The organism is Nocardioides phosphati, assembly GCF_014646375.1.
Classification (GTDB): domain Bacteria; phylum Actinomycetota; class Actinomycetes; order Propionibacteriales; family Nocardioidaceae; genus Nocardioides; species Nocardioides phosphati.
In genome coordinates this window covers 49,491-66,630 of sequence record NZ_BMNI01000001.1, presented here as the reverse complement: position 1 = coordinate 66,630, position 17,140 = coordinate 49,491, and the positions used below count along the sequence as shown (strand labels likewise).

21 protein-coding genes are annotated in these 17,140 nt (G+C 70.4%); 13 read left to right on the top strand and 8 right to left on the bottom strand.

Annotated features, from left to right (window positions below):
- Positions 1-2: 2 nt before the first annotated feature.
- From IEX47_RS00355 to IEX47_RS00340, 4 genes are all read left to right on the top strand, one after another.
- The gene (locus IEX47_RS00355) at positions 3-1,427 is read left to right on the top strand and encodes a M20/M25/M40 family metallo-hydrolase (RefSeq protein WP_188781811.1); all 1,425 of its coding nucleotides are present in this window, start codon (positions 3-5) and stop codon (positions 1,425-1,427) included.
- Positions 1,420-1,881 (top strand): helix-turn-helix domain-containing protein, encoded by a 462-nt coding sequence (locus IEX47_RS00350; RefSeq protein ID WP_188781809.1) that lies wholly within the window; start codon positions 1,420-1,422, stop codon positions 1,879-1,881. Before IEX47_RS00355 ends, IEX47_RS00350 begins: the two co-directional genes overlap by 8 nt.
- A 124-nt stretch (positions 1,882-2,005) precedes the next feature.
- Entirely contained in the window at positions 2,006-2,419 is a 414-nt protein-coding gene (locus tag IEX47_RS00345; RefSeq protein ID WP_188781807.1) for a hypothetical protein, read from the top strand.
- Positions 2,420-2,450: 31 nt separating this feature from the next.
- Positions 2,451-2,903: an NUDIX domain-containing protein gene (locus IEX47_RS00340; protein WP_188781806.1), complete on the top strand. Its 453-nt coding sequence runs from the start codon at positions 2,451-2,453 to the stop codon at positions 2,901-2,903.
- 1 nt (position 2,904) lies between these two features.
- Here the strand turns inward: IEX47_RS00340 and IEX47_RS00335 are convergent, their stop codons facing one another.
- Entirely contained in the window at positions 2,905-3,576 is a 672-nt protein-coding gene (locus tag IEX47_RS00335) for a hypothetical protein (protein WP_188781804.1), read from the bottom strand.
- A 99-nt stretch (positions 3,577-3,675) separates the two neighbouring features.
- Here IEX47_RS00335 and IEX47_RS00330 point away from each other — a divergent pair, with 99 nt between their 5' ends.
- The 3 genes from IEX47_RS00330 to IEX47_RS00320 all read left to right on the top strand — a co-directional run bounded on the left by IEX47_RS00330 (position 3,676) and on the right by IEX47_RS00320 (position 4,544).
- Positions 3,676-3,834, top strand: a complete 159-nt coding sequence (locus tag IEX47_RS00330) for a hypothetical protein (protein WP_188781803.1) — start codon at positions 3,676-3,678, stop codon at positions 3,832-3,834.
- Between the two features lie 149 nt (positions 3,835-3,983).
- On the top strand, positions 3,984-4,124 hold the full coding sequence (locus tag IEX47_RS00325) for a hypothetical protein (RefSeq protein WP_188781801.1): 141 nt from the start codon (positions 3,984-3,986) through the stop codon (positions 4,122-4,124).
- 144 nt (positions 4,125-4,268) lie between these two features.
- Entirely contained in the window at positions 4,269-4,544 is a 276-nt protein-coding gene (locus tag IEX47_RS00320) for a type IV toxin-antitoxin system AbiEi family antitoxin domain-containing protein (protein ID WP_188781799.1), read from the top strand.
- 23 nt (positions 4,545-4,567) lie between these two features.
- On the opposite strand, the gene miaB is transcribed toward IEX47_RS00320, so the two are convergent.
- Positions 4,568-6,064, bottom strand: coding sequence for a tRNA (N6-isopentenyl adenosine(37)-C2)-methylthiotransferase MiaB (gene miaB / locus IEX47_RS00315; RefSeq protein WP_188781797.1), 1,497 nt, complete (start codon positions 6,062-6,064; stop codon positions 4,568-4,570).
- 171 nt (positions 6,065-6,235) lie between these two features.
- Between miaB and IEX47_RS00310 the strand changes: the two genes are divergently transcribed.
- The 4 genes from IEX47_RS00310 to IEX47_RS00295 all read left to right on the top strand — a co-directional run bounded on the left by IEX47_RS00310 (position 6,236) and on the right by IEX47_RS00295 (position 9,520).
- Positions 6,236-7,012, top strand: coding sequence for an amino acid ABC transporter ATP-binding protein (locus IEX47_RS00310; protein WP_188781795.1), 777 nt, complete (start codon positions 6,236-6,238; stop codon positions 7,010-7,012).
- 33 nt (positions 7,013-7,045) lie between these two features.
- A complete protein-coding gene (locus IEX47_RS00305) occupies positions 7,046-7,924 on the top strand; it encodes a glutamate ABC transporter substrate-binding protein (protein WP_188781793.1) in 879 nt (292 codons plus the stop codon).
- 67 nt (positions 7,925-7,991) lie between these two features.
- Positions 7,992-8,675, top strand: coding sequence for an amino acid ABC transporter permease (locus tag IEX47_RS00300; RefSeq protein WP_188781792.1), 684 nt, complete (start codon positions 7,992-7,994; stop codon positions 8,673-8,675).
- On the top strand, positions 8,672-9,520 hold the full coding sequence (locus IEX47_RS00295) for an amino acid ABC transporter permease (RefSeq protein WP_188781790.1): 849 nt from the start codon (positions 8,672-8,674) through the stop codon (positions 9,518-9,520). The genes IEX47_RS00300 and IEX47_RS00295 overlap by 4 nt, the downstream gene beginning before the upstream one ends.
- 78 nt (positions 9,521-9,598) lie before the next feature.
- Here IEX47_RS00295 and IEX47_RS00290 read toward each other — a convergent pair whose 3' ends face one another.
- A complete protein-coding gene (locus tag IEX47_RS00290; RefSeq protein WP_188781788.1) occupies positions 9,599-9,898 on the bottom strand; it encodes a hypothetical protein in 300 nt (99 codons plus the stop codon).
- 62 nt (positions 9,899-9,960) lie between these two features.
- Positions 9,961-10,422, bottom strand: coding sequence for a hotdog fold domain-containing protein (locus tag IEX47_RS00285; RefSeq protein WP_188781787.1), 462 nt, complete (start codon positions 10,420-10,422; stop codon positions 9,961-9,963).
- Positions 10,423-10,551: 129 nt separating this feature from the next.
- Between IEX47_RS00285 and IEX47_RS00280 the strand changes: the two genes are divergently transcribed.
- On the top strand, positions 10,552-11,514 hold the full coding sequence (locus tag IEX47_RS00280; RefSeq protein WP_188781786.1) for an acyl-CoA desaturase: 963 nt from the start codon (positions 10,552-10,554) through the stop codon (positions 11,512-11,514).
- 58 nt (positions 11,515-11,572) lie between these two features.
- Complete coding sequence (locus IEX47_RS00275; protein ID WP_188781784.1) at positions 11,573-12,058, top strand: MarR family winged helix-turn-helix transcriptional regulator; 486 nt, start codon at positions 11,573-11,575, stop codon at positions 12,056-12,058.
- 21 nt (positions 12,059-12,079) lie between these two features.
- Here IEX47_RS00275 and IEX47_RS00270 read toward each other — a convergent pair whose 3' ends face one another.
- The 4 genes from IEX47_RS00270 to IEX47_RS18135 are packed head-to-tail and all read right to left on the bottom strand — an operon-like array spanning position 12,080 to position 16,901.
- Positions 12,080-13,915, bottom strand: coding sequence for an ABC-F family ATP-binding cassette domain-containing protein (locus IEX47_RS00270; protein ID WP_188781782.1), 1,836 nt, complete (start codon positions 13,913-13,915; stop codon positions 12,080-12,082).
- Between the two features lie 8 nt (positions 13,916-13,923).
- Positions 13,924-14,838: a 4-(cytidine 5'-diphospho)-2-C-methyl-D-erythritol kinase gene (locus IEX47_RS00265; protein WP_188781780.1), complete on the bottom strand. Its 915-nt coding sequence runs from the start codon at positions 14,836-14,838 to the stop codon at positions 13,924-13,926.
- Positions 14,831-15,730, bottom strand: coding sequence for a 16S rRNA (adenine(1518)-N(6)/adenine(1519)-N(6))-dimethyltransferase RsmA (gene rsmA / locus IEX47_RS00260; RefSeq protein ID WP_188781778.1), 900 nt, complete (start codon positions 15,728-15,730; stop codon positions 14,831-14,833). Before rsmA ends, IEX47_RS00265 begins: the two co-directional genes overlap by 8 nt.
- 46 nt (positions 15,731-15,776) lie before the next feature.
- Complete coding sequence (locus tag IEX47_RS18135; protein ID WP_188781776.1) at positions 15,777-16,901, bottom strand: resuscitation-promoting factor; 1,125 nt, start codon at positions 16,899-16,901, stop codon at positions 15,777-15,779.
- Positions 16,902-17,140 lie beyond the last annotated feature (239 nt).

Genomic DNA, 17,140 nt, shown 5'->3' with positions numbered 1-17,140 from the left:
CCGTGGCTGCCGTGGCCACCGGCACTGCCGCCGCGGCCCGTGCCGCGGCGGACCTGGTGCCCGAGGCTGAGGAGTGGCTCGCTCGGTGGATCGCCATCCCCTCGGTCAGCGGGTCGCCGCAGCACGCGGCCGCGGTCGAGAGCGCTGCGCGGTTCGTCGTCGCACGGCTGCGTCGGTTCGCCGCCGCGGTCGAGGTGGTCCCCACGTCGTCGGGGCCGATCGTCCTCGCGCGCGTGGCCGGTCGCGACCCCTCCCGCCCTGCCGTCGTCGGCTACGGCCACCTCGACGTCCGGCCCGCGGGCACCGGCTGGCACACTCCCCCGTTCAATCCCGTACGCCGCGGCCGGCTGCTCTTTGGTCGCGGCGCGAGCGATGACAAGGGTCAGCTCCTTGCCCATCTGGTCGCCGTCGAGGGGTGGGCAGCCGTCGGCGGTCCCCCGACCGACGTCGTCCTGGTGATCGATGGCGCCGAGGAGATCGGCAGTCCGGGCCTGGCAGGCGCGCTGAGCCGGATCCGCCAGCCGATCGGGGCAGTGGTCCTCTCCGACACCCGCCAGGCGCGGCCCCGCACACCCAGCCTGACCGTCTCGCAGCGGGGCGTGATCACCCTGTCGGTCACGGTCGACACCGCCGGGCCGGCCGTGCACGCCGGGCGGTTCGGCGGGGCGGTGCTCGATCCGTCGCTGCTGCTGGCCGGGGCGCTCGCCCGCGCCGAGCGCGTCGTGGCCCGGCTCCCGGCCGACCCGGCGTACGCCGCGGGGCAGGGCGCCGCGATCCGCCGTGCCGCGAGCCGGGCGGTACGGGAGGGCGACCTCGACGCACTCACCACGACCCGGGCCTCGCTGGCGGTGACGACGCTGCGCGCGGGCGGTGCGCCGGGGGCGGTGCCGCGGGCCGCAACCGCCGTCCTCGATGTCCGCCTGCCGCCCTCGATGCGACCGGAGACCGTGCTGCCCGCGCTGGTGCGCGCGCTGCGCGCCGGCGTGGAACCGACCGCGCGCGTCTCGGTCAGCCGCGGCCACCTCGCGCGCGGCTTCGTGGCGCAACACGGCGCGCGCACGCTCTCCGCCGTGCACCGGGCGTGCCTCGCCGGGTTCGGGCAGCCGGCGATCCTGGTGTCGAGTGGCGGGTCGATCCCGGCGGTCGGCATGCTGCAGCAAGCCTTCGGGCACGCCCCCGTCCTGCTGGGCCTCGGCCCCGCCGACGACCGCGCACACGGCCCCGACGAATACCTCGATCTTGAGGATTTCGTCCGATCTGTACGTACTGCGGTGTCGATCTACGGCAATATCGCGTGTGCACCTGGCCCACATGGGTCATGTGCGCGTGGCACGGGAGGCACTAGACACGATGCGCGGCATCTGTTGCTGGGGGACGCTGAGCGAGATCGGGCTTATCTCAGAGGACTGAGGAACGGGCATGACTGACGGCCGCGGAGGACAGACCCGCCGAGTCGGTGTGGTCGCGCGCCCTGTCGTGCCCGAGCCGCGCGCGCCGCTGGAGGGTCCGACCGACCTGCTCCTGCTGGTGGAGGAGCTCGCCGCATGCATCCGCTCCGGCGCCTTCACCAGCGATCCCTCGTCCGGCCTGCTCCTCGATGCCTGCCTCGGCTCCGTGCGGTGCCTGCTGCTGCAGCAGACGAAGTCGGTGACAGTCGACCTCAGCCCCCGCGAGCAGCAGATCGCCCTCATGGTCGCCAACGGCCGCACGAACCAGGCGATCGCCGGAGCGCTGGAGATCAGCGTCTGGACGGTGTCGACGCACCTCCGCCGGATCTTCGCGAAGCTCGCCGTGTCCAGCCGGGCCGAGATGGTGGCGCACTTGCGTGACAACTCGCTCTTCGACGCCCTGGTCGACAGCGGCCCTCCCCGCCTCGACTGAGGACAGCACGCGCCGCGAAATTGGGAACCAGTGGTTGACATTCCCGCTTGGTCGGTTGTTTGAATGGCAGGGACGGGCCGGGACCCACCCGGTCGCGCACCTCCATCTCGGGAGTGGTTCAGACATGTCCGACATCCAGAGCAACGAGTACGAGCAGGAGTCGAGCTTCGGCGAGCAGGCCGAGCAGACCAGCGACCAGGGCGGCTACGGGGAGCAGGGCCTCGCCGACGACAGCCCGGCCCAGACCCCCGGCGAGTTCGGTCACGACCCGCAGACCCACGAGACCAGCTACGGCCAGCAGTCGGAGCAGTCCGGGCAGTCCGGGCAGTCCGGGCAGGAGAGCTTCGGCGAGCAGCAGTCTGCCGGCGAGGCCCAGTACGGCCAGCAGCAGGCGGGCGGCGAGTCGTCGTTCGGCGAGGAGCAGCAGGCCGGCTACGGCGAGGAGGCCCCGGAGATCCAGGCCGGCGAGCAGGGCTCGACGTACGACCAGGGCCAGGAGGCCGGGGTCCCGCAGCAGGCGGACGGCCAGCAGTACTGACGCGTCGCTGACGCGCTCTAGGGTGGCGGGCATGACCGAGCGATTCGTGGTCGTGCCCGCCTCCTACGTCTACCTCCTGCGCGAGGGGGCGACCGGGCCCGAGGTGCTGCTGCAGCTGCGCGGCGACGTCCCCTACATGGCCGGCCACTGGGCCGCGGCCGCGGCCGGCCACGTCGAGAAGGGCGAGACGGCGTACGCCGCGGCCCGGCGCGAGGCACTCGAGGAGCTCGGCATCACCGACGTCGACCTGCACTTCGAGTTCGCGATGCAGCGCACCGCGAGTGGTGAGGCGATCGACGAGCGGATCGACTTCTTCTTCAGCGCGCGTGCGTGGCAGGGCGAGCCGGTGATCGTCGAGGCGGAGAAGTGCGCGGAGATCGGCTGGTTCGCGCTCGATGCGCTGCCCTCGCCGATGGTGCCGCACGAGGCCCACGCGCTGGCGAACCTCGGCACTGCCGAGAAGTACCTGACCTTCGGCTTCTGAGTCAGCGCCAGCGGTCGCGCGCCGACGGCACCTCGCGGTCCGGGTCCTGCGGGGCGCCGACGGCGATCTCGGTGCCGTAGCTCCACCCGTCCTTCAGCGGCAGGTAGGCGCCGCTCCAGAAGGTGCCCGGGTCGTACCAGTGCGCCTTGCGGTCGGTGTGCAGGACGCCCATGTCCTGCAGCACCATCGCCACCACCTCGGAGCAGAACGCATCCTCGGGCCGCACCTGCAGCCCTCGTCGCTTCTGCGGCAGGTAGCCGTCGCGCCCCTTGAACCAGCGCCCGAGCGCGCGGGCCGCCGCCGGGTACGGAACGCCGTCGAGCCGCGCCACCGACCGCAGCGCGGCGTCCTCCTGCTCGCGCCCGACCTCGGGCGCGAGCTGCCGCAGCCAGACCTCCTGGCCGTAGCCGTCGTGCCAGCGCGTCACCGCCTCCGCCAGGTCGTGGAGCTGTACGCCGCGGTGGAAGCCGCCCGTCCACAGGTCCAGCTGCTTGCGACTCATCTCCGCGTGGAACAGCAACGGGGGCAGGTCGTCGACGACGAGGGCCACGGCGACGTGGTTGACCGGTGCGTTCGAGATCGTGCGGATCGTGCGGTCGGCCAGTGTGCTGCCGCGGAAGAGCAGCAGGTCACCGGTGCGGACGAGGCTTGCGGCCTCGTGGATCTCGAGCATGCGGCCAGTCTGCCCGCCTGCGCCTCGCCGCGTGCCGGATGCGCGTGGTGGCGCGCCGGTCTGCGCCGGTCTGCGCCGCGAGGCGCCTACGCTGACGGCGTGAAGGTCTGGAAGTGGATCGGTCTGGCCGGCATCTTCGGCATCGCGAGCGGCGGCGTCGTCATCGCCCGCCAGGAGCGCGTACGCCGCGCGTACACGCCTGACGAGGTGCGCTCCCGCCTCCACCAGCGCCTGGCCGAGGCCCAGCGCGGCGGGTAACCGCCGACACGGCGCTTCGCGGCCGGGCCCGTACGCCGGGACGTCGCGGCGGCGCTCCCCTGTCCCGCCGAGACGTCCTCCCGTCACACGGCCGCGGGCCTTTCCGTGACGACGCCTGCGCGCGACACTGGAGGCGAGAGGAGGCAGTCATGACTGCACTCACGCCCGGAGGCTCCGACCACCTGCCCGACGTCCACCACGACGCGGAGCTCGAGTGGGCCGAGGAGAGCCAGCCCGGCGTCCAGGCCGACCACGGCCCCGGCCTCGCGCCGATGATGGACCTCGAGTAGCCCCACCTCGACCTCGCCCGACAACGGGTGGACTTCGCGTCACATGCTGACGAGAAGCCCACCGGTTCTTCGAGCCGTGACGGTTCTCCACAGCCTCGAGCGGCGGCGCTGGCGTGCCCACGCCTCACGGCGCATCGTCGAGGCATGTTGCTGCTCTCCCCACTCGCGGACCTGCTCGACCTGCAGGACGGCGTGATCGCGCGTCGTCAGGTGCTCGAGATCGCCGGCGAGTCGGACGCCACCCTGCGGCGACGACTCCGGAGGGGCGAGTGGGTCACGATGCACCCGGGCGTCTACATCAACCACAACGGCCCACGGACGTGGCGGCAGCGGTCCTGGGGCGCTGTGCTCTACGCCTGGCCAGCTGCAGCGGTGTCCCGACTGCCCGGAACAAGCGGTGGATTCCTCGCCACATGCTGACGAGAAGTCCACCGCCTGATCGATCAGCTGCAGCCGGTCACCGGCGGAAGCGGCGCGGGGACGCCGATCGCCGGCATGCCGAGCCCGACACCAGCGGGCGCGGCCGGGGCCGACGTACGCCGCTCCCAGGCGTCGCCCGAGCGCGTGCGACGGAGCGCCAGGATCGACCCGTCCGCCTCGAGGTAGTGCGGGGCACCACGCGTGATCGCGACGGTGACCATGTCGCCGGGCCGGATCGGGCCGCGCCCGTCCTCCAGCGACGAGGGCACGACGCCGTTGAAGTGCACGAGCCGGTTGTCAGGCGCACGCCCGGACAGCCGCCCGGTGTCGCCGTCACGCCGGCCCTCGCCCTGCGCCACGAGCACCTCGACGACCCGACCGACCTGCTTCTCGTTCTCCTCGAGCCCGATCTGCGTCTGGAGCGCGGTCAGGCGCTGGTAGCGATCCGCGATCACCGCGGGGTCCACCGACGGCAGGTCGGCCGCGGGAGTGCCGGGGCGCTTGGAGTACTGGAACGTGAAGGCGCCCGAGAAGCGCGACTCGCGCACGACGTGGAGCGTGTCGAGGAAGTCCTCCTCGGTCTCGCCCGGGAAGCCGACGATGATGTCGGTGGTGATCGCTGCGTCGGGGATCGCCGCCTTCACCTTCGCGATGATGTCGAGGAACTTCTGCTGGCGGTACGACCGGCGCATCTCCTTGAGCAGCCGCGACGAGCCCGACTGCAGCGGCATGTGCAGCGACGGCATCACGTTCGGCGTCTCGGCCATGGCCGAGATGACGTCGTCGGTGAACTCCGCCGGGTGCGGGGAGGTGAAGCGAACCCGCTCCAGGCCGGAGATCTCGCCGCACGCACGGAGCAGCTTCGAGAAGGCCTGGCGGTCGCCGAACTCCACGCCGTACGCGTTGACGTTCTGGCCGAGGAGGGTGACCTCGGAGACGCCCTCGGCGACCAGGGCCTCGATCTCGGCCAGGATCTCGCCCGGCCGGCGGTCCTTCTCCTTGCCACGCAGCGACGGGACGATGCAGAACGTGCAGGTGTTGTTGCAGCCGACGCTGATCGACACCCAGGCCGCATAGGCCGACTCGCGCTTGGTCGGCAGCGTCGACGGGAAGACCTCGAGGCTCTCGAGGATCTCGACCTGCGCCTCCTCCTGCACCCGCGCGCGCTCGAGCAGCGCCGGCAGCGAGCCGATGTTGTGGGTGCCGAAGACGACGTCGACCCAGGGCGCCTTCTTGACGACGGTGTCGCGGTCCTTCTGCGCCATGCAGCCGCCGACGGCGATCTGCATGCCCGGCTTCTTCGCCTTGATCGGCGCGAGGTGACCGAGGTTGCCGTAGAGCTTGTTGTCGGCGTTCTCGCGCACGGCGCAGGTGTTGAAGACGACGACGTCGGCCTGCTCCCCCTCCGCCGCGGGCACGTAGCCGGCGTCCACGAGCAGGCCACCGAGCCGCTCGGAGTCGTGGACGTTCATCTGGCACCCGTAGGTGCGGACCTCATACGTGCGCGGAGCCTCAGTCATAGCCGTCCAAGCGTACGGCGCAGCGCGCGGCCGCCCCGAATCCGTCGTTCCGGACATCACCGGACAGCAGCCCGGCAGGCAGCGTCCGACAGGTCACGTTTCGGTAGCGGTCCTCCACAAACACCGCCGCGACTGTGGCCCGGAGCACAGCGAGGGGTCTAGGTTCCAAGCATGACCGCGCTCAGCTCGGAGGCGTCGGCGGCTGCTGTTGGCGAGCCGCTCGTCGTACTCGACCATGTGGAGAAGTGGTACGGCGACCTGCACGTGCTGCAGGACATCAACCTGTCGATCAAACGGGGTGAGGTCGTCGTCGTGATCGGCCCCTCCGGGTCGGGCAAGTCGACGCTGTGCCGCACGATCAACCGCCTCGAGACGATCGACAAGGGGTCGATCACGCTCGACGGCAAGGCTCTCCCCCAGGAGGGCAAGCAGCTGGCCGACCTGCGGGCCGAGGTCGGCATGGTCTTCCAGAGCTTCAACCTCTTCGCCCACAAGACGATCCTCGAGAACGTCACGCTCGGGCCGATCAAGGTCCGCAAGATCGCGAAGGCCGAGGCCGAGAAGCTCGGGATGCAGCTGCTCGAGCGGGTCGGCCTGGCCAACCAGGCGCCGAAGTACCCTGCCCAGCTCTCCGGCGGCCAGCAGCAGCGTGTCGCGATCGCCCGCGCGCTGGCGATGCAGCCCAAGGTGATGCTCTTCGACGAGCCGACCTCCGCGCTGGACCCCGAGATGATCAAGGAGGTCCTCGACGTCATGGTCGACCTCGCCAAGCAGGGCATGACGATGGTCGTGGTCACCCACGAGATGGGCTTCGCGCGCACCGCGGCCAACCGGATCGTCTTCATGGCCGACGGCCAGGTCCTCGAGGAGGGCACCCCCGAGGAGTTCTTCACCAACGCGCAGTCGGCGCGGGCCAGGGACTTCCTCGGCCACATCCTCAAGCACTGATCCCCACCGATTCCCCACCGAAGGAGAACGACGATGCGACTCAGGAAGACCAAGGCCGTCATCGCCGCGTGCGGGCTGACGCTCGCCATGGCAGCGTGCGGCAACGCGGGCAGCGGCGACAAGGGCAAGGAGGTCGCCGGCAAGGACGTCAAGTGCAGCGACTTCACCGGCCGGGCAGCCGAGATCTGCAAGGCCGGCAAGATCACGATCGGCGTCAAGTTCGACCAGCCCGGCCTCGGCTTCAAGAGCGCCACGTCCGACACCCCCACGGGCTTCGACGTCGAGGTGGCGAAGATCCTCGCCTCCGACCTCGGCATCGACAGCAAGGACATCAAGTGGGAGGAGACGATCTCGGACAACCGTGAGCCGTTCCTCCAGCAGGGCAAGGTCGACCTCGTCCTGGCGTCGTACTCCATCACGCCGGACCGGCGGAAGGTCGTCGGCCAGGCAGGCCCGTACATGGTGACCGGCCAGCAGCTGCTCGTCCCCGCGGACAGCAAGGTCAAGGACATCTCCGACCTCAAGGGCAAGGAGGTCTGCTCCGTCACCGGCTCGACCTCGATCGACAAGATCAACGAGAAGGGCGCCAAGGGCGTCGGCTTCGAGAGCTACTCCGAGTGCGTCCAGAAGGTGCTCGACGGCACGGTCTCCGCGATGTCGACCGACGGCACGATCCTCGCCGGCTTCGCCGCCCAGAACGAAGGCCAGCTCAAGGTCGTCGGCGACCCGTTCTCGGAGGAGCGGATCGGTGTCGGCTACAGCAAGAAGGCCACTGGCATGTGCGACTTCATCAACAAGTCGCTGACGGCGGCGTTCGACGACGGCACGTGGGCGAAGGCCTTCGAGAAGACGCTCGGCCCGTCGGGCGTGGACACGCCGACGCCGCCGACGCTCGACCCCTGCCAGTCCTGATGACCCGGTGCCGGGGCGGCGACCCGAGTCAAGCCGCCCCGGCACCGTCTTTGCGTGGAGGTGATCGATGGACGCCGTGACAAGCAACTTCGACCTGTTCCTGAAGGGTTTCGGCTACACGCTGTTCCTCTTCCTCATCTCGGGACTGCTCTCCCTGGTCCTCGGCACTCTCCTCGTGGCCTGCCGGGTCGGGCCGGTGGCGGTCCTGCGGTGGGCCGGCGGGTGGTACGTCACGCTCGTGCGGAGCACACCGCTCGTGGTCGTCTTCGCCTTCTTCCAGTTCGCGGCGCCCATGCTGGGCATCCGCTTCGGGTGGGTCGACGTGCACATCGGGGCCTTCGACTTCACGTCGTTCTTCGCGATCGCGGTGGTCGCGCTGACCCTCTACACGTCCTGCTTCGTCTGCGAGGCGCTCCGCTCCGGCGTCAACGCCGTTCCGCTCGGGCAGGCCGAGGCGGCGCGGGCGATCGGCCTCACCTTCGGCGGAACGATGAGCCAGGTGATCCTGCCCCAGGCGTTCCGTGCCTCGGTGCCGCCCCTGGCCAGCGTGTTGATCGCGCTGATCAAGAACACCTCGGTGGCCTTCATCTTCGGCGTCGGCGAGGCAGTCGCCCAGATGCGCATCATGACCAACAACCATTCCTCCGAGCGGACCACGATCTTCCTCGCGTACGCCGCCGGCTACATCCTGATCGTCTTCGTCTTCTCGTTCCTGGCCAACCGCCTCGAGCGGCACTGGAGGGTGGCATGAGCGCCAGCGTCCTCTTCGACTCCCCCGGCCCCCGGACCGTCGCCCGCCACCGCGCCTACTCGGTGGTCGCAGCAGTTCTCATCGTCGTCGCGGTGGCGTGGGCAGTGAAGGGCTTCTACGACCACGGCCAGTTCGCCTACGACAAGTGGGAGGCGTTCACGACGCCCTCCTACGTCCAGGCCCTCCTGGTCGACGGTCTCCTCCAGACGCTGCTGATGGCTGTGCTCGCCATCGCCGGCGCACTCGTGATGGGCACGGTCCTCGGCCTGGGCAAGCTCTCCGACCACCGCTGGGTCCGCTGGCCCGCTGCGGCGATCGTCGAGTTCTTCCGCGCGACGCCGGTCCTGCTGCTGATGATCTTCATCTGGTACGCGCTGGGCATCAAGGAGGACAGCTCTGGCTTCCTGGCCGTCGTCTTCGCGCTGACCCTCTACAACGGCTCGGTACTCGCGGAGGTGCTCCGTGCCGGCATCAACGCGGTACCCAAGGGGCAGTCGGAGGCGGCGTACGCGATCGGCATGCGGAAGTCGCAAGTGATGTCGATCGTGCTCGTCCCGCAGGCGGTGAAGATCATGTTCCCGGCCATGATCGCCCAGTGCATCGTCGCCCTGAAGGACACCGCGCTCGGCGCCGCCGTCCTCGCGCCCGGCCTGATGCGCGTCGGCAAGGCGATCTACACCGAGCTGCACAACCAGGTCCCGACGATGGCCGTGGTCGCGCTCCTCTACATCGTCGTCAACCTGCTGCTGCTCTGGCTGGCCACCTGGGCGCAGAAGAAGTACGTCGGCGAGAAGAAGCTGCAGGTCGCCATGGTCGGCACGATGGACACCGGCCGCGGCGTCTGACCGCACCACCACACGCTGCAACGCACCGAGGGCCGGCTCCGCATGATGCGGAGCCGGCCCTCGGCGTACGACGTCAGGTCAGGACGTGAAGCCCTTGGCCTTCTCGATCAGGCCCTCGACGACACCCTTGGCGGTGCCGGCGGCCTCCTCGGCGAGCGCCTTCGCCTTGGCGAAGGACTCCTCGGCCTGGACCTTCGCCTTGGCGAAGCTCTCCTCGGCCTGCGCCTTGGCCTGCTCGGCGGCCACCTTCGCCTTGGCGAGCGCGGCGTCGGCCTGGGTCTTCGCCTGCGCCAGCGCCTCGTCAGCGGCGGCCTTGGCCTTCGCCAGCGCCTCGTCGGCGGCGGCCTTCGCCTTGTCGGCGTTCGTGTTCTCGCTCATCGTTCCTCCTGGGGGACGGACTGCGTACGACGGCAGTGAAGCACCGTCGTGTGACAGGCGGATTACTTCTGCTTGCTGCTGATCCACAGCTTGATGACGCCCTCGAAGCAGACGACGCCGTCGACGGTGAGCGCCTGCACCCGGACGTCGAGGTCGCCGTCCTTCTCCCACTGCTCCGGCTCGGTCTCCGCGACGACGGTGATGTCGCTGTCGGCCTTCGCAGTGTAGCGGATGTCCATGCCCTTGGGGATCCAGCGCTTGTCGCGCGGCACGGTGGCCTCGGCGAGAGCGCCCATCGCCATCTCGGCGCCGTTGCACAGCGCGATCGCGTGGACGGTGCCGATGTGGTTCTGCACCGAGCGACGCTTCGGCAGGTGGACCTCGGCGTAGTTGGGACGCATCTCGGCCACGGTCGCGTGGATCGTGGCGAAGTACGGCGCCTTCTGGCTGTAGATCGTCGAGAAGATCTTCTTGCCCATCGGCAGGCCGTGGGTCTTCTCCCGAAGGGTGACAAGTGCGCTCATGTCCTCAGTATTACCCGTCAGTAACCTTTGGCGTAACAAGCGGGACGCGTTGTCTGTGACACACCTGATCGGGTTACCGTTGGAAGCCGAGGCGTCGTACGACGTCACCGATCACCGCCTGGAGTACGTGTGTCCGTAGCGACCGAGACCGACGACCTGCCCGCCTCTGCGACACGAGGCGGCGAGACCCAGGGCTGGGCCGAACGGATCGCGCTCGCCCTCTTCATCGCGCTTCCCCTGGTCGCGATCGCGGTCGCCGTGCCCGTCGCCTGGGGCGGCTGGCTGAGCTGGCTCGACGTCGCCATCGCGCTGCCGATGTACTTCCTGACGCTCCACGGCATCACCGTCGGCTACCACCGGCTCTTCACGCACAAGTCGTTCAAGCCCAACCGCGCGGTCAAGATCGCCTTCGCCGTCCTCGGCTCGATGGCGATCGAGGGCCCGGTCGTCCGCTGGGTCGCCGACCACCGCAAGCACCACAAGTTCTCCGACCGCGACGGCGACCCCCACTCCCCCTGGAAGTACGGCGAGTCCCTCGGCGGCCTGCTCAAGGGCCTGTGGCACGCGCACATCGGCTGGCTCTTCGACGCCGAGCAGACCCCGCAGCGGCAGTACGCCCCCGACCTGATGAAGGACCGCGACATCGTCTGGATCTCGCGCAACTTCTGGGTCTTCACCGCGATCTCGCTCGCGATCCCGCCCGTGCTCGGCGGCCTGATCACGTGGTCGTGGCAGGGCGCCGCGACGGCGTTCTTCTGGGGCACGGTCGTGCGCGTCGGCGTGCTGCACCACCTGACCTGGTCGATCAACTCGATCTGCCACGCGGTCGGCGACCGCCCGTTCGTCTCCCGCGACAAGTCGGCCAACGTCTGGTGGCTGGCGATCCCGTCCGGTGGCGAGTCGTGGCACAACCTGCACCACGCCGACCCGACGTGCGCGCGCCACGGCGTGCTCCGCGGGCAGCTCGACTCCTCCGCCCGCACCATCTGGGTGCTCGAGAAGCTCGGCTGGGTCACGGACGTCCGCTGGCCCGTCCAGGCGCGCATCGAGTCGAAGCTGGTCAGGAACCAGCCGGTCGACGCCGCCGCCTGACGATCTGTCTCGACGTCAAGAATCTCGAGCACGCGCGCCGTCTGGCACACTGCTGACCATGCAGGACGAGGTCGACGAGCTGGTCGAGGCGTGGCGGCGCGAGCGCGCCGACCTCGACCTGACCCCGGTCGAGGTCTTCAGCCGCATCGGCCGCCTCGCCCGCCGGCTCGACCTGGCCCGGCGTACGGCGTTCGCGGACCACGGCATCGAGTCCTGGGAGTTCGACGTGCTGGCGGCGCTGCGCCGTGCGGGCGGCGACTACGAGCTCTCCCCCGGCCGGCTGATCAAGGAGACGCTGGTGACCAGCGGAACCATGACCAATCGGGTCGACCGGCTGGCCGCGCGCGGCTTCGTCGAGCGGCTGCCCGACCCCAACGACCGTCGCGGGGTCCTCGTCCGGCTCACCCCTGAGGGGCGCGAGGCTGTCGACGGGGCGTTCGAGGCCCTGCTGTCGGCCGAGCGGGAGCTCCTGTCCGACCTCCCGCCGAAGGACCACAAGCAGCTCGCCGCTCTCCTGCGCGCCCTCATGCAGCGCCTGGCCTGACCGCCGACGCGCCTCGGCGGGTCAGTCGAGGAGGTCGGAGAGCTCGAGCCACTCCAGCTCGAGGCCATCGGCCTCGGCCTGCAGCGCGGCGACCTGCTCGGCCAGCGATCCGAGCTTCGCGTAGTCCTCGGCTGCGCCCGCCATCTGCTTCTCGAGGTCGGCCTTCTGGGCGTCGAGCTTGACCAGCTGGCGCTCGATGCGGGCGATCGCCTTGCGGGCCTCCCGCTCCTCGGCACCACCGGCGCGCGCCTTGGCGGCCTGGGCGGCCACCGGTGCAGCAGCACCCGCCCCGCGGGCGCTGCCGGCACCAGCGCGGTCGGACGAGGTGTTGGCGGCGGACGTCGCGGTGTAGGGAGCAGCACCGGCACCGGCGGCACGGCGTTCGAGGTACTCGTCGACGCCGCGGGGCAGGTGACGGATCTGGCCGTCGCCCATCAGGCCCCAGACGGTGTCGGTGACCCGCTCGAGGAAGTAGCGGTCGTGCGAGACCACGATCAGGGTGCCGGGCCAGCCGTCGAGGTAGTCCTCGAGGACGTTGAGGGTCTCGATGTCGAGGTCGTTGGTCGGCTCGTCGAGCAGCAGGACGTTGGGCTCGTCGAGCAGCGCGCGGAGCAGCTCGAAGCGGCGGCGCTCGCCACCCGACAGGTCAGCGACGCGGGCGGTCAGGCGGTCACCGGTGAAGCCGAAGCGCTCCAGCATCGAGGTCGCGGAGATCTCGCCGTCGGCGGTCTTGGCCACACGGCGTACGCGCTCGACGGTGCCGAGCACGCGGGCGTCGGCCGGCAGGTCGTCGAGCGCCGACTGCCGCAGCTCGCGCAGCGCGATCGTCTTGCCGCGCTTGACCCGCCCCGTCGACGGCTCCAGGTCGCCGGAGATCAGCTTCAGCACCGACGACTTGCCGGCGCCGTTGACGCCGACGATGCCGACGCGGTCACCCGGGCCGAGTCGCCAGGTCGCGTGCGACAGCAGCTCCTTCGTGCCGCGGACGAGCGAGACGTCCTCGAGGTCGACGACGTCCTTGCCGAGGCGCTGGGTGGCGAACTTCTGCAGCTCGAAGCGGTCGCGCGGCGGCGGCACGTCCTCGATCAGCTGGTTGGCGGCGTCGATGCGGAACTTCGGCTTCGACGTACGCGCCGGAGCGCCGCGGCGGAGCCAGGCGAGCTCCTTCTTCATCAGGTTCTGCCGGCGCGCCTCAGTCGCGGAGGCCTGGCGCGAGCGCTCCGCCTTCGCCAGCACGTACGCCGCGTAGCCGCCCTCGAAGGAGTCGACGACGCCGTCGTGGACCTCCCACGTGGTCTCGACGACCTCGTCGAGGAACCAGCGGTCGTGGGTGACGACGATGAGCGCCGACGAGCGCTCGCGCATGTGGCGCGCGAGCCAGGCGACCGCCTCGACGTCGAGGTGGTTGGTCGGCTCGTCGAGGACCATCAGGTCCCACTCGTCGAGCAGCAGCGCGGCGAGCGAGCAGCGGCGGCGCTCGCCACCGGAGAGGCCGTCGACGATGCGGTCGAGGTCGAGCCCGGCCAGCAGCACCTCGACGACCTCGCGCGTGCGGTAGTCAGCGGCCCACTCGTGGTCGGCCTTGCCGCGCAGCACGGCCTCGCGGACCGTGTGGTCGTCGTGGAGCGCGTCGCCCTGGTGGAGGTAGCCGATGAGGAGGCCGCGGTTCATCGCGACGCGGCCGGTGTCGGGCTCCTCGAGCCCGGTCATCACCTCGAGCAGCGTGGTCTTGCCGCCGCCGTTGCGACCGACGATGCCCACGCGCTCCCCCACCGCGATGCCGAGGGAGACCTCGGTCAGCAGCGGGCGGATGCCGTAGGACTTGGAGACCTTCTCGAGGCTGATCAGGTTGGCCATGGGGGTGCTCAGAGTCCGTTCACGAGGTGGGCGCCGGCGACGGGCCCGTTGGCGACGAGCGCCGTGCGCCCGTCCTCCTGGAGTACGCCGGCAAGGCCGCGCGCCGCGTCGGCGTCGGCACAGAGGAAGACAACGGTGGGACCGGAGCCGCTGACGATGCCGCGGAGTGCACCGTGTGCCTCACCGAGGGAGATCAGCGACCCGAGGTCGGGGCGCAGGTCGACAGCCGCCGCCTGCAGGTCGTTGTGGAGCGCGGCGGCGAGCGCCCGGGCGTCACCGCTGGCGAGCGCCTCGACGACCGCGGTCGCGGGCGAGGGCTCCGGCGAGGCACCGGGGTTGAGCGCGTCGAAGTGGCGGTAGACGGCGGGGGTCGAGAGGCCGCCCGAGGTCGACGGCACGACGACCCACCACAGCACCGTGTCGGTGACCGGCAGGGGCGTCACGACCTCGCCACGGCCGGTGCCGAGGGCGTGGCCGCCGACGAGCGCGAACGGCACGTCGCTGCCGAGCTCCGCCGCGATCCGGAGCAGGTCGTCGTCGGAGGTCTCGAGCGCGAGCAGGCGGTCGAGCGCGACCAGAGCAGCCGCGGCGTCGGCCGAGCCGCCCGCCAGGCCGCCCGCGACGGGGATGCCCTTGGTGATCGTCACGTCGGCCACCACCGGCACCCCGTGGAGCGCCGACAGCGCCCGCGCGGCAGCCGCCACGATGTTGGAGTCGTCGAGCGGCACCGCGGACGCATCGACGTACGACGCCGCGTCGAGGCCCAGCGACCACGCGGGAGCGGCCGTGGCCACCACGTCGTCGTACAGGCCGATGGAGGTGTAGACCGTCTCGAGCGGGTGGAAGCCGTCGTCACGCGGCCCGCCGACGCCGAGGTGGAGGTTGATCTTGGCCGGCGCCCGGACGGTGATCCGGTCACTCATCGGCGCCACCGCTGTTGCGGGTCGCGACGATGCCGGGCAGGCCCTCGGCGATGCGGATGAAGTCCTCGATCAGCAGCGACTCACCGCGCGCGAGCGGGTCGATGCCGGCAGCGGCGAGCGCGGCATCGATCTCCTCGGCCGTGCCGACGACGCCGCGGAGGGCACCGCGGAGCGCCTTGCGGCGCTGGGCGAACGCCGCGTCGATGACCGCGAAGACCTGCTCGCGGCTCGCGGTGGTCGCCGGCGGCTCGCGGCGGGTCCACGCGACCAGGCCGGAGTCGACGTTGGGCGCGGGCCAGAAGACGTTGCGGCCGATCGCGCCCGCGCGGCGTACGTCGGCGTACCAGGCGGCCTTGAGGGAGGGGACGCCGTAGGTCTTGGAGCCGGGGCGGGCTGCGAGCCGGTCCGCGACCTCCGACTGCACCATCACCAGGCCGCGCTCGAGCGACGGCAACAGCGCGAGCATGTGCAGGAGGACCGGCACGGAGACGTTGTAGGGCAGGTTCGCCACGAGCGCGGTCGGAGCGGGCCCCGGCACCGAGCGCACCCGCAGGGCGTCCTGCACGACGAGCTCGAAGTTGCCCGCCTGGTTGGGGGCGTACTCGGTGATCGTCTGCGCGAGGCGCGAGGCGAGCAGCTCGTCGATCTCGATCGCGGTGACGTGGCCGGCGACCTCGAGGAGGGCCAGCGTCAGCGAGCCGAGGCCGGGGCCGATCTCGACCACCACGTCGTCGGCGGTGATGCCCGACTCGCGCACGATGCGGCGCACGGTGTTGGGGTCGATGACGAAGTTCTGACCCTTCTGCTTCGTGGGCCGTACGTCGAGCTCGGCCGCCAACGCACGAACCTCCGCCGGCCCGAGGAGACGCGGGCCAGCGGAGGTGTCAGTCATGCGTGAAGCCTAGTGGGCCTGCGGGACCCACGGCGAAGCGCGGCGATCAGCCGGCGTAGCCACAACCCCACGGCGCGAGGCCGGCAGAGTTGTAGTAGTTCGTCGCGACCGCGATCTGCTGCTCACGGCTGGCGAGGTCGGCGCGGGGGGCGTACTTGCCGCCACCCCAGGCCAGCCACGAGCTCGACGAGAACTGCAGGCCGCCGTAGTAGCCGTTGCCGGTGTTGATGTGCCAGTTGCCGCCCGACTCGCACTGCGCGATGGCGTCCCAGTTGACGCCGCTCGAGTTCGCGGGGACAGCGGCGACCGGGCGCTCCTTGGTGCCGACCTTGACGACGGCGTCCACGGGCTCGGTGATGACCTTCTGCGTCAGGACCTTCTTCGCGGCGAGCTCGCCGTTGTGGAAGACCAGGCGGTAGGTGACGTCACGCAGACCGTTCTTGCCGGCCTTGATCGTCTTGGTCTCGTCGGTGTACATCGACGAGTCCGGCTGCTTCACCGTGCGGAACGGCATGACCTCGCCCTTGATGCTCTTCTCGTTGAAGCGCACCTTCGTGACGGTGATCGTCATGCCCTCCTTGACGGGGGTGCTGCGCTTGGGCTTGACGATGTCGTTCTTGTCGGCGCCGGCGTCGATCGCGGCGAGGACGTCGGCGACGGTCTCGCCGGCGACCTCCTTCTTGACCTTGTCGTCGTTGCCGATCTTGATCGTGAGGTTCTTGGGGGTGACCACGGTCAGCGCCATGCCGGTACGCGCGATGTCGGCACCACGGCTGGCGGACAGGTCGGCGCCGAGGTAGCGGCTGCCGATCTCGGCGAGCGCGTCGGCGACGTTGGTGGAGTGGACCCAACGGGTCTGCTTCTGACCGTCGACGGTCAGCTGGAGCGGGCGGCCGAAGCGGACGGTGATGCGGGCGCCGTCGTCGACCTTCTCGTCGAGGCCGGGAGCGACGATGTCGTGCTCACCGATCTTGATGCCCTCGCCGTCGAGGACCTGGCCCACGGTGCCGCTCATGGTGTGGATCGACTCGGTCTGGCCGTCCAGGGAGAGCGTCATCTGACGCGAGAGGGAGGCGTAGCCGACGGTGGTGCCGACAACGGCGATCACGGCGGCCGCCACGAGGGCGATGAGGAGGTGCTTGCTGTTGCTGATCAGCGCGAGGGGGCGCACGGGTCTCCAGACTTTGCAGATTCCGGTCCTCGGGAGCCCTCCACCTGACCCGAGTCAGAGTCGTGGAGCGCGGTGGTGGGCCTGGTGGACCCGACCCGATACCGGCTGTTGGAAAGACCCTAAGCGCTCTCCACGGCGATTGCTAACTCTTGCAAGCAGGGTCACACGGGAGGTGTGGGACGGGTCACGGACATACGGGGACATCCGTCCCAGACGTCACACCAGCCCCGTCGTACGCC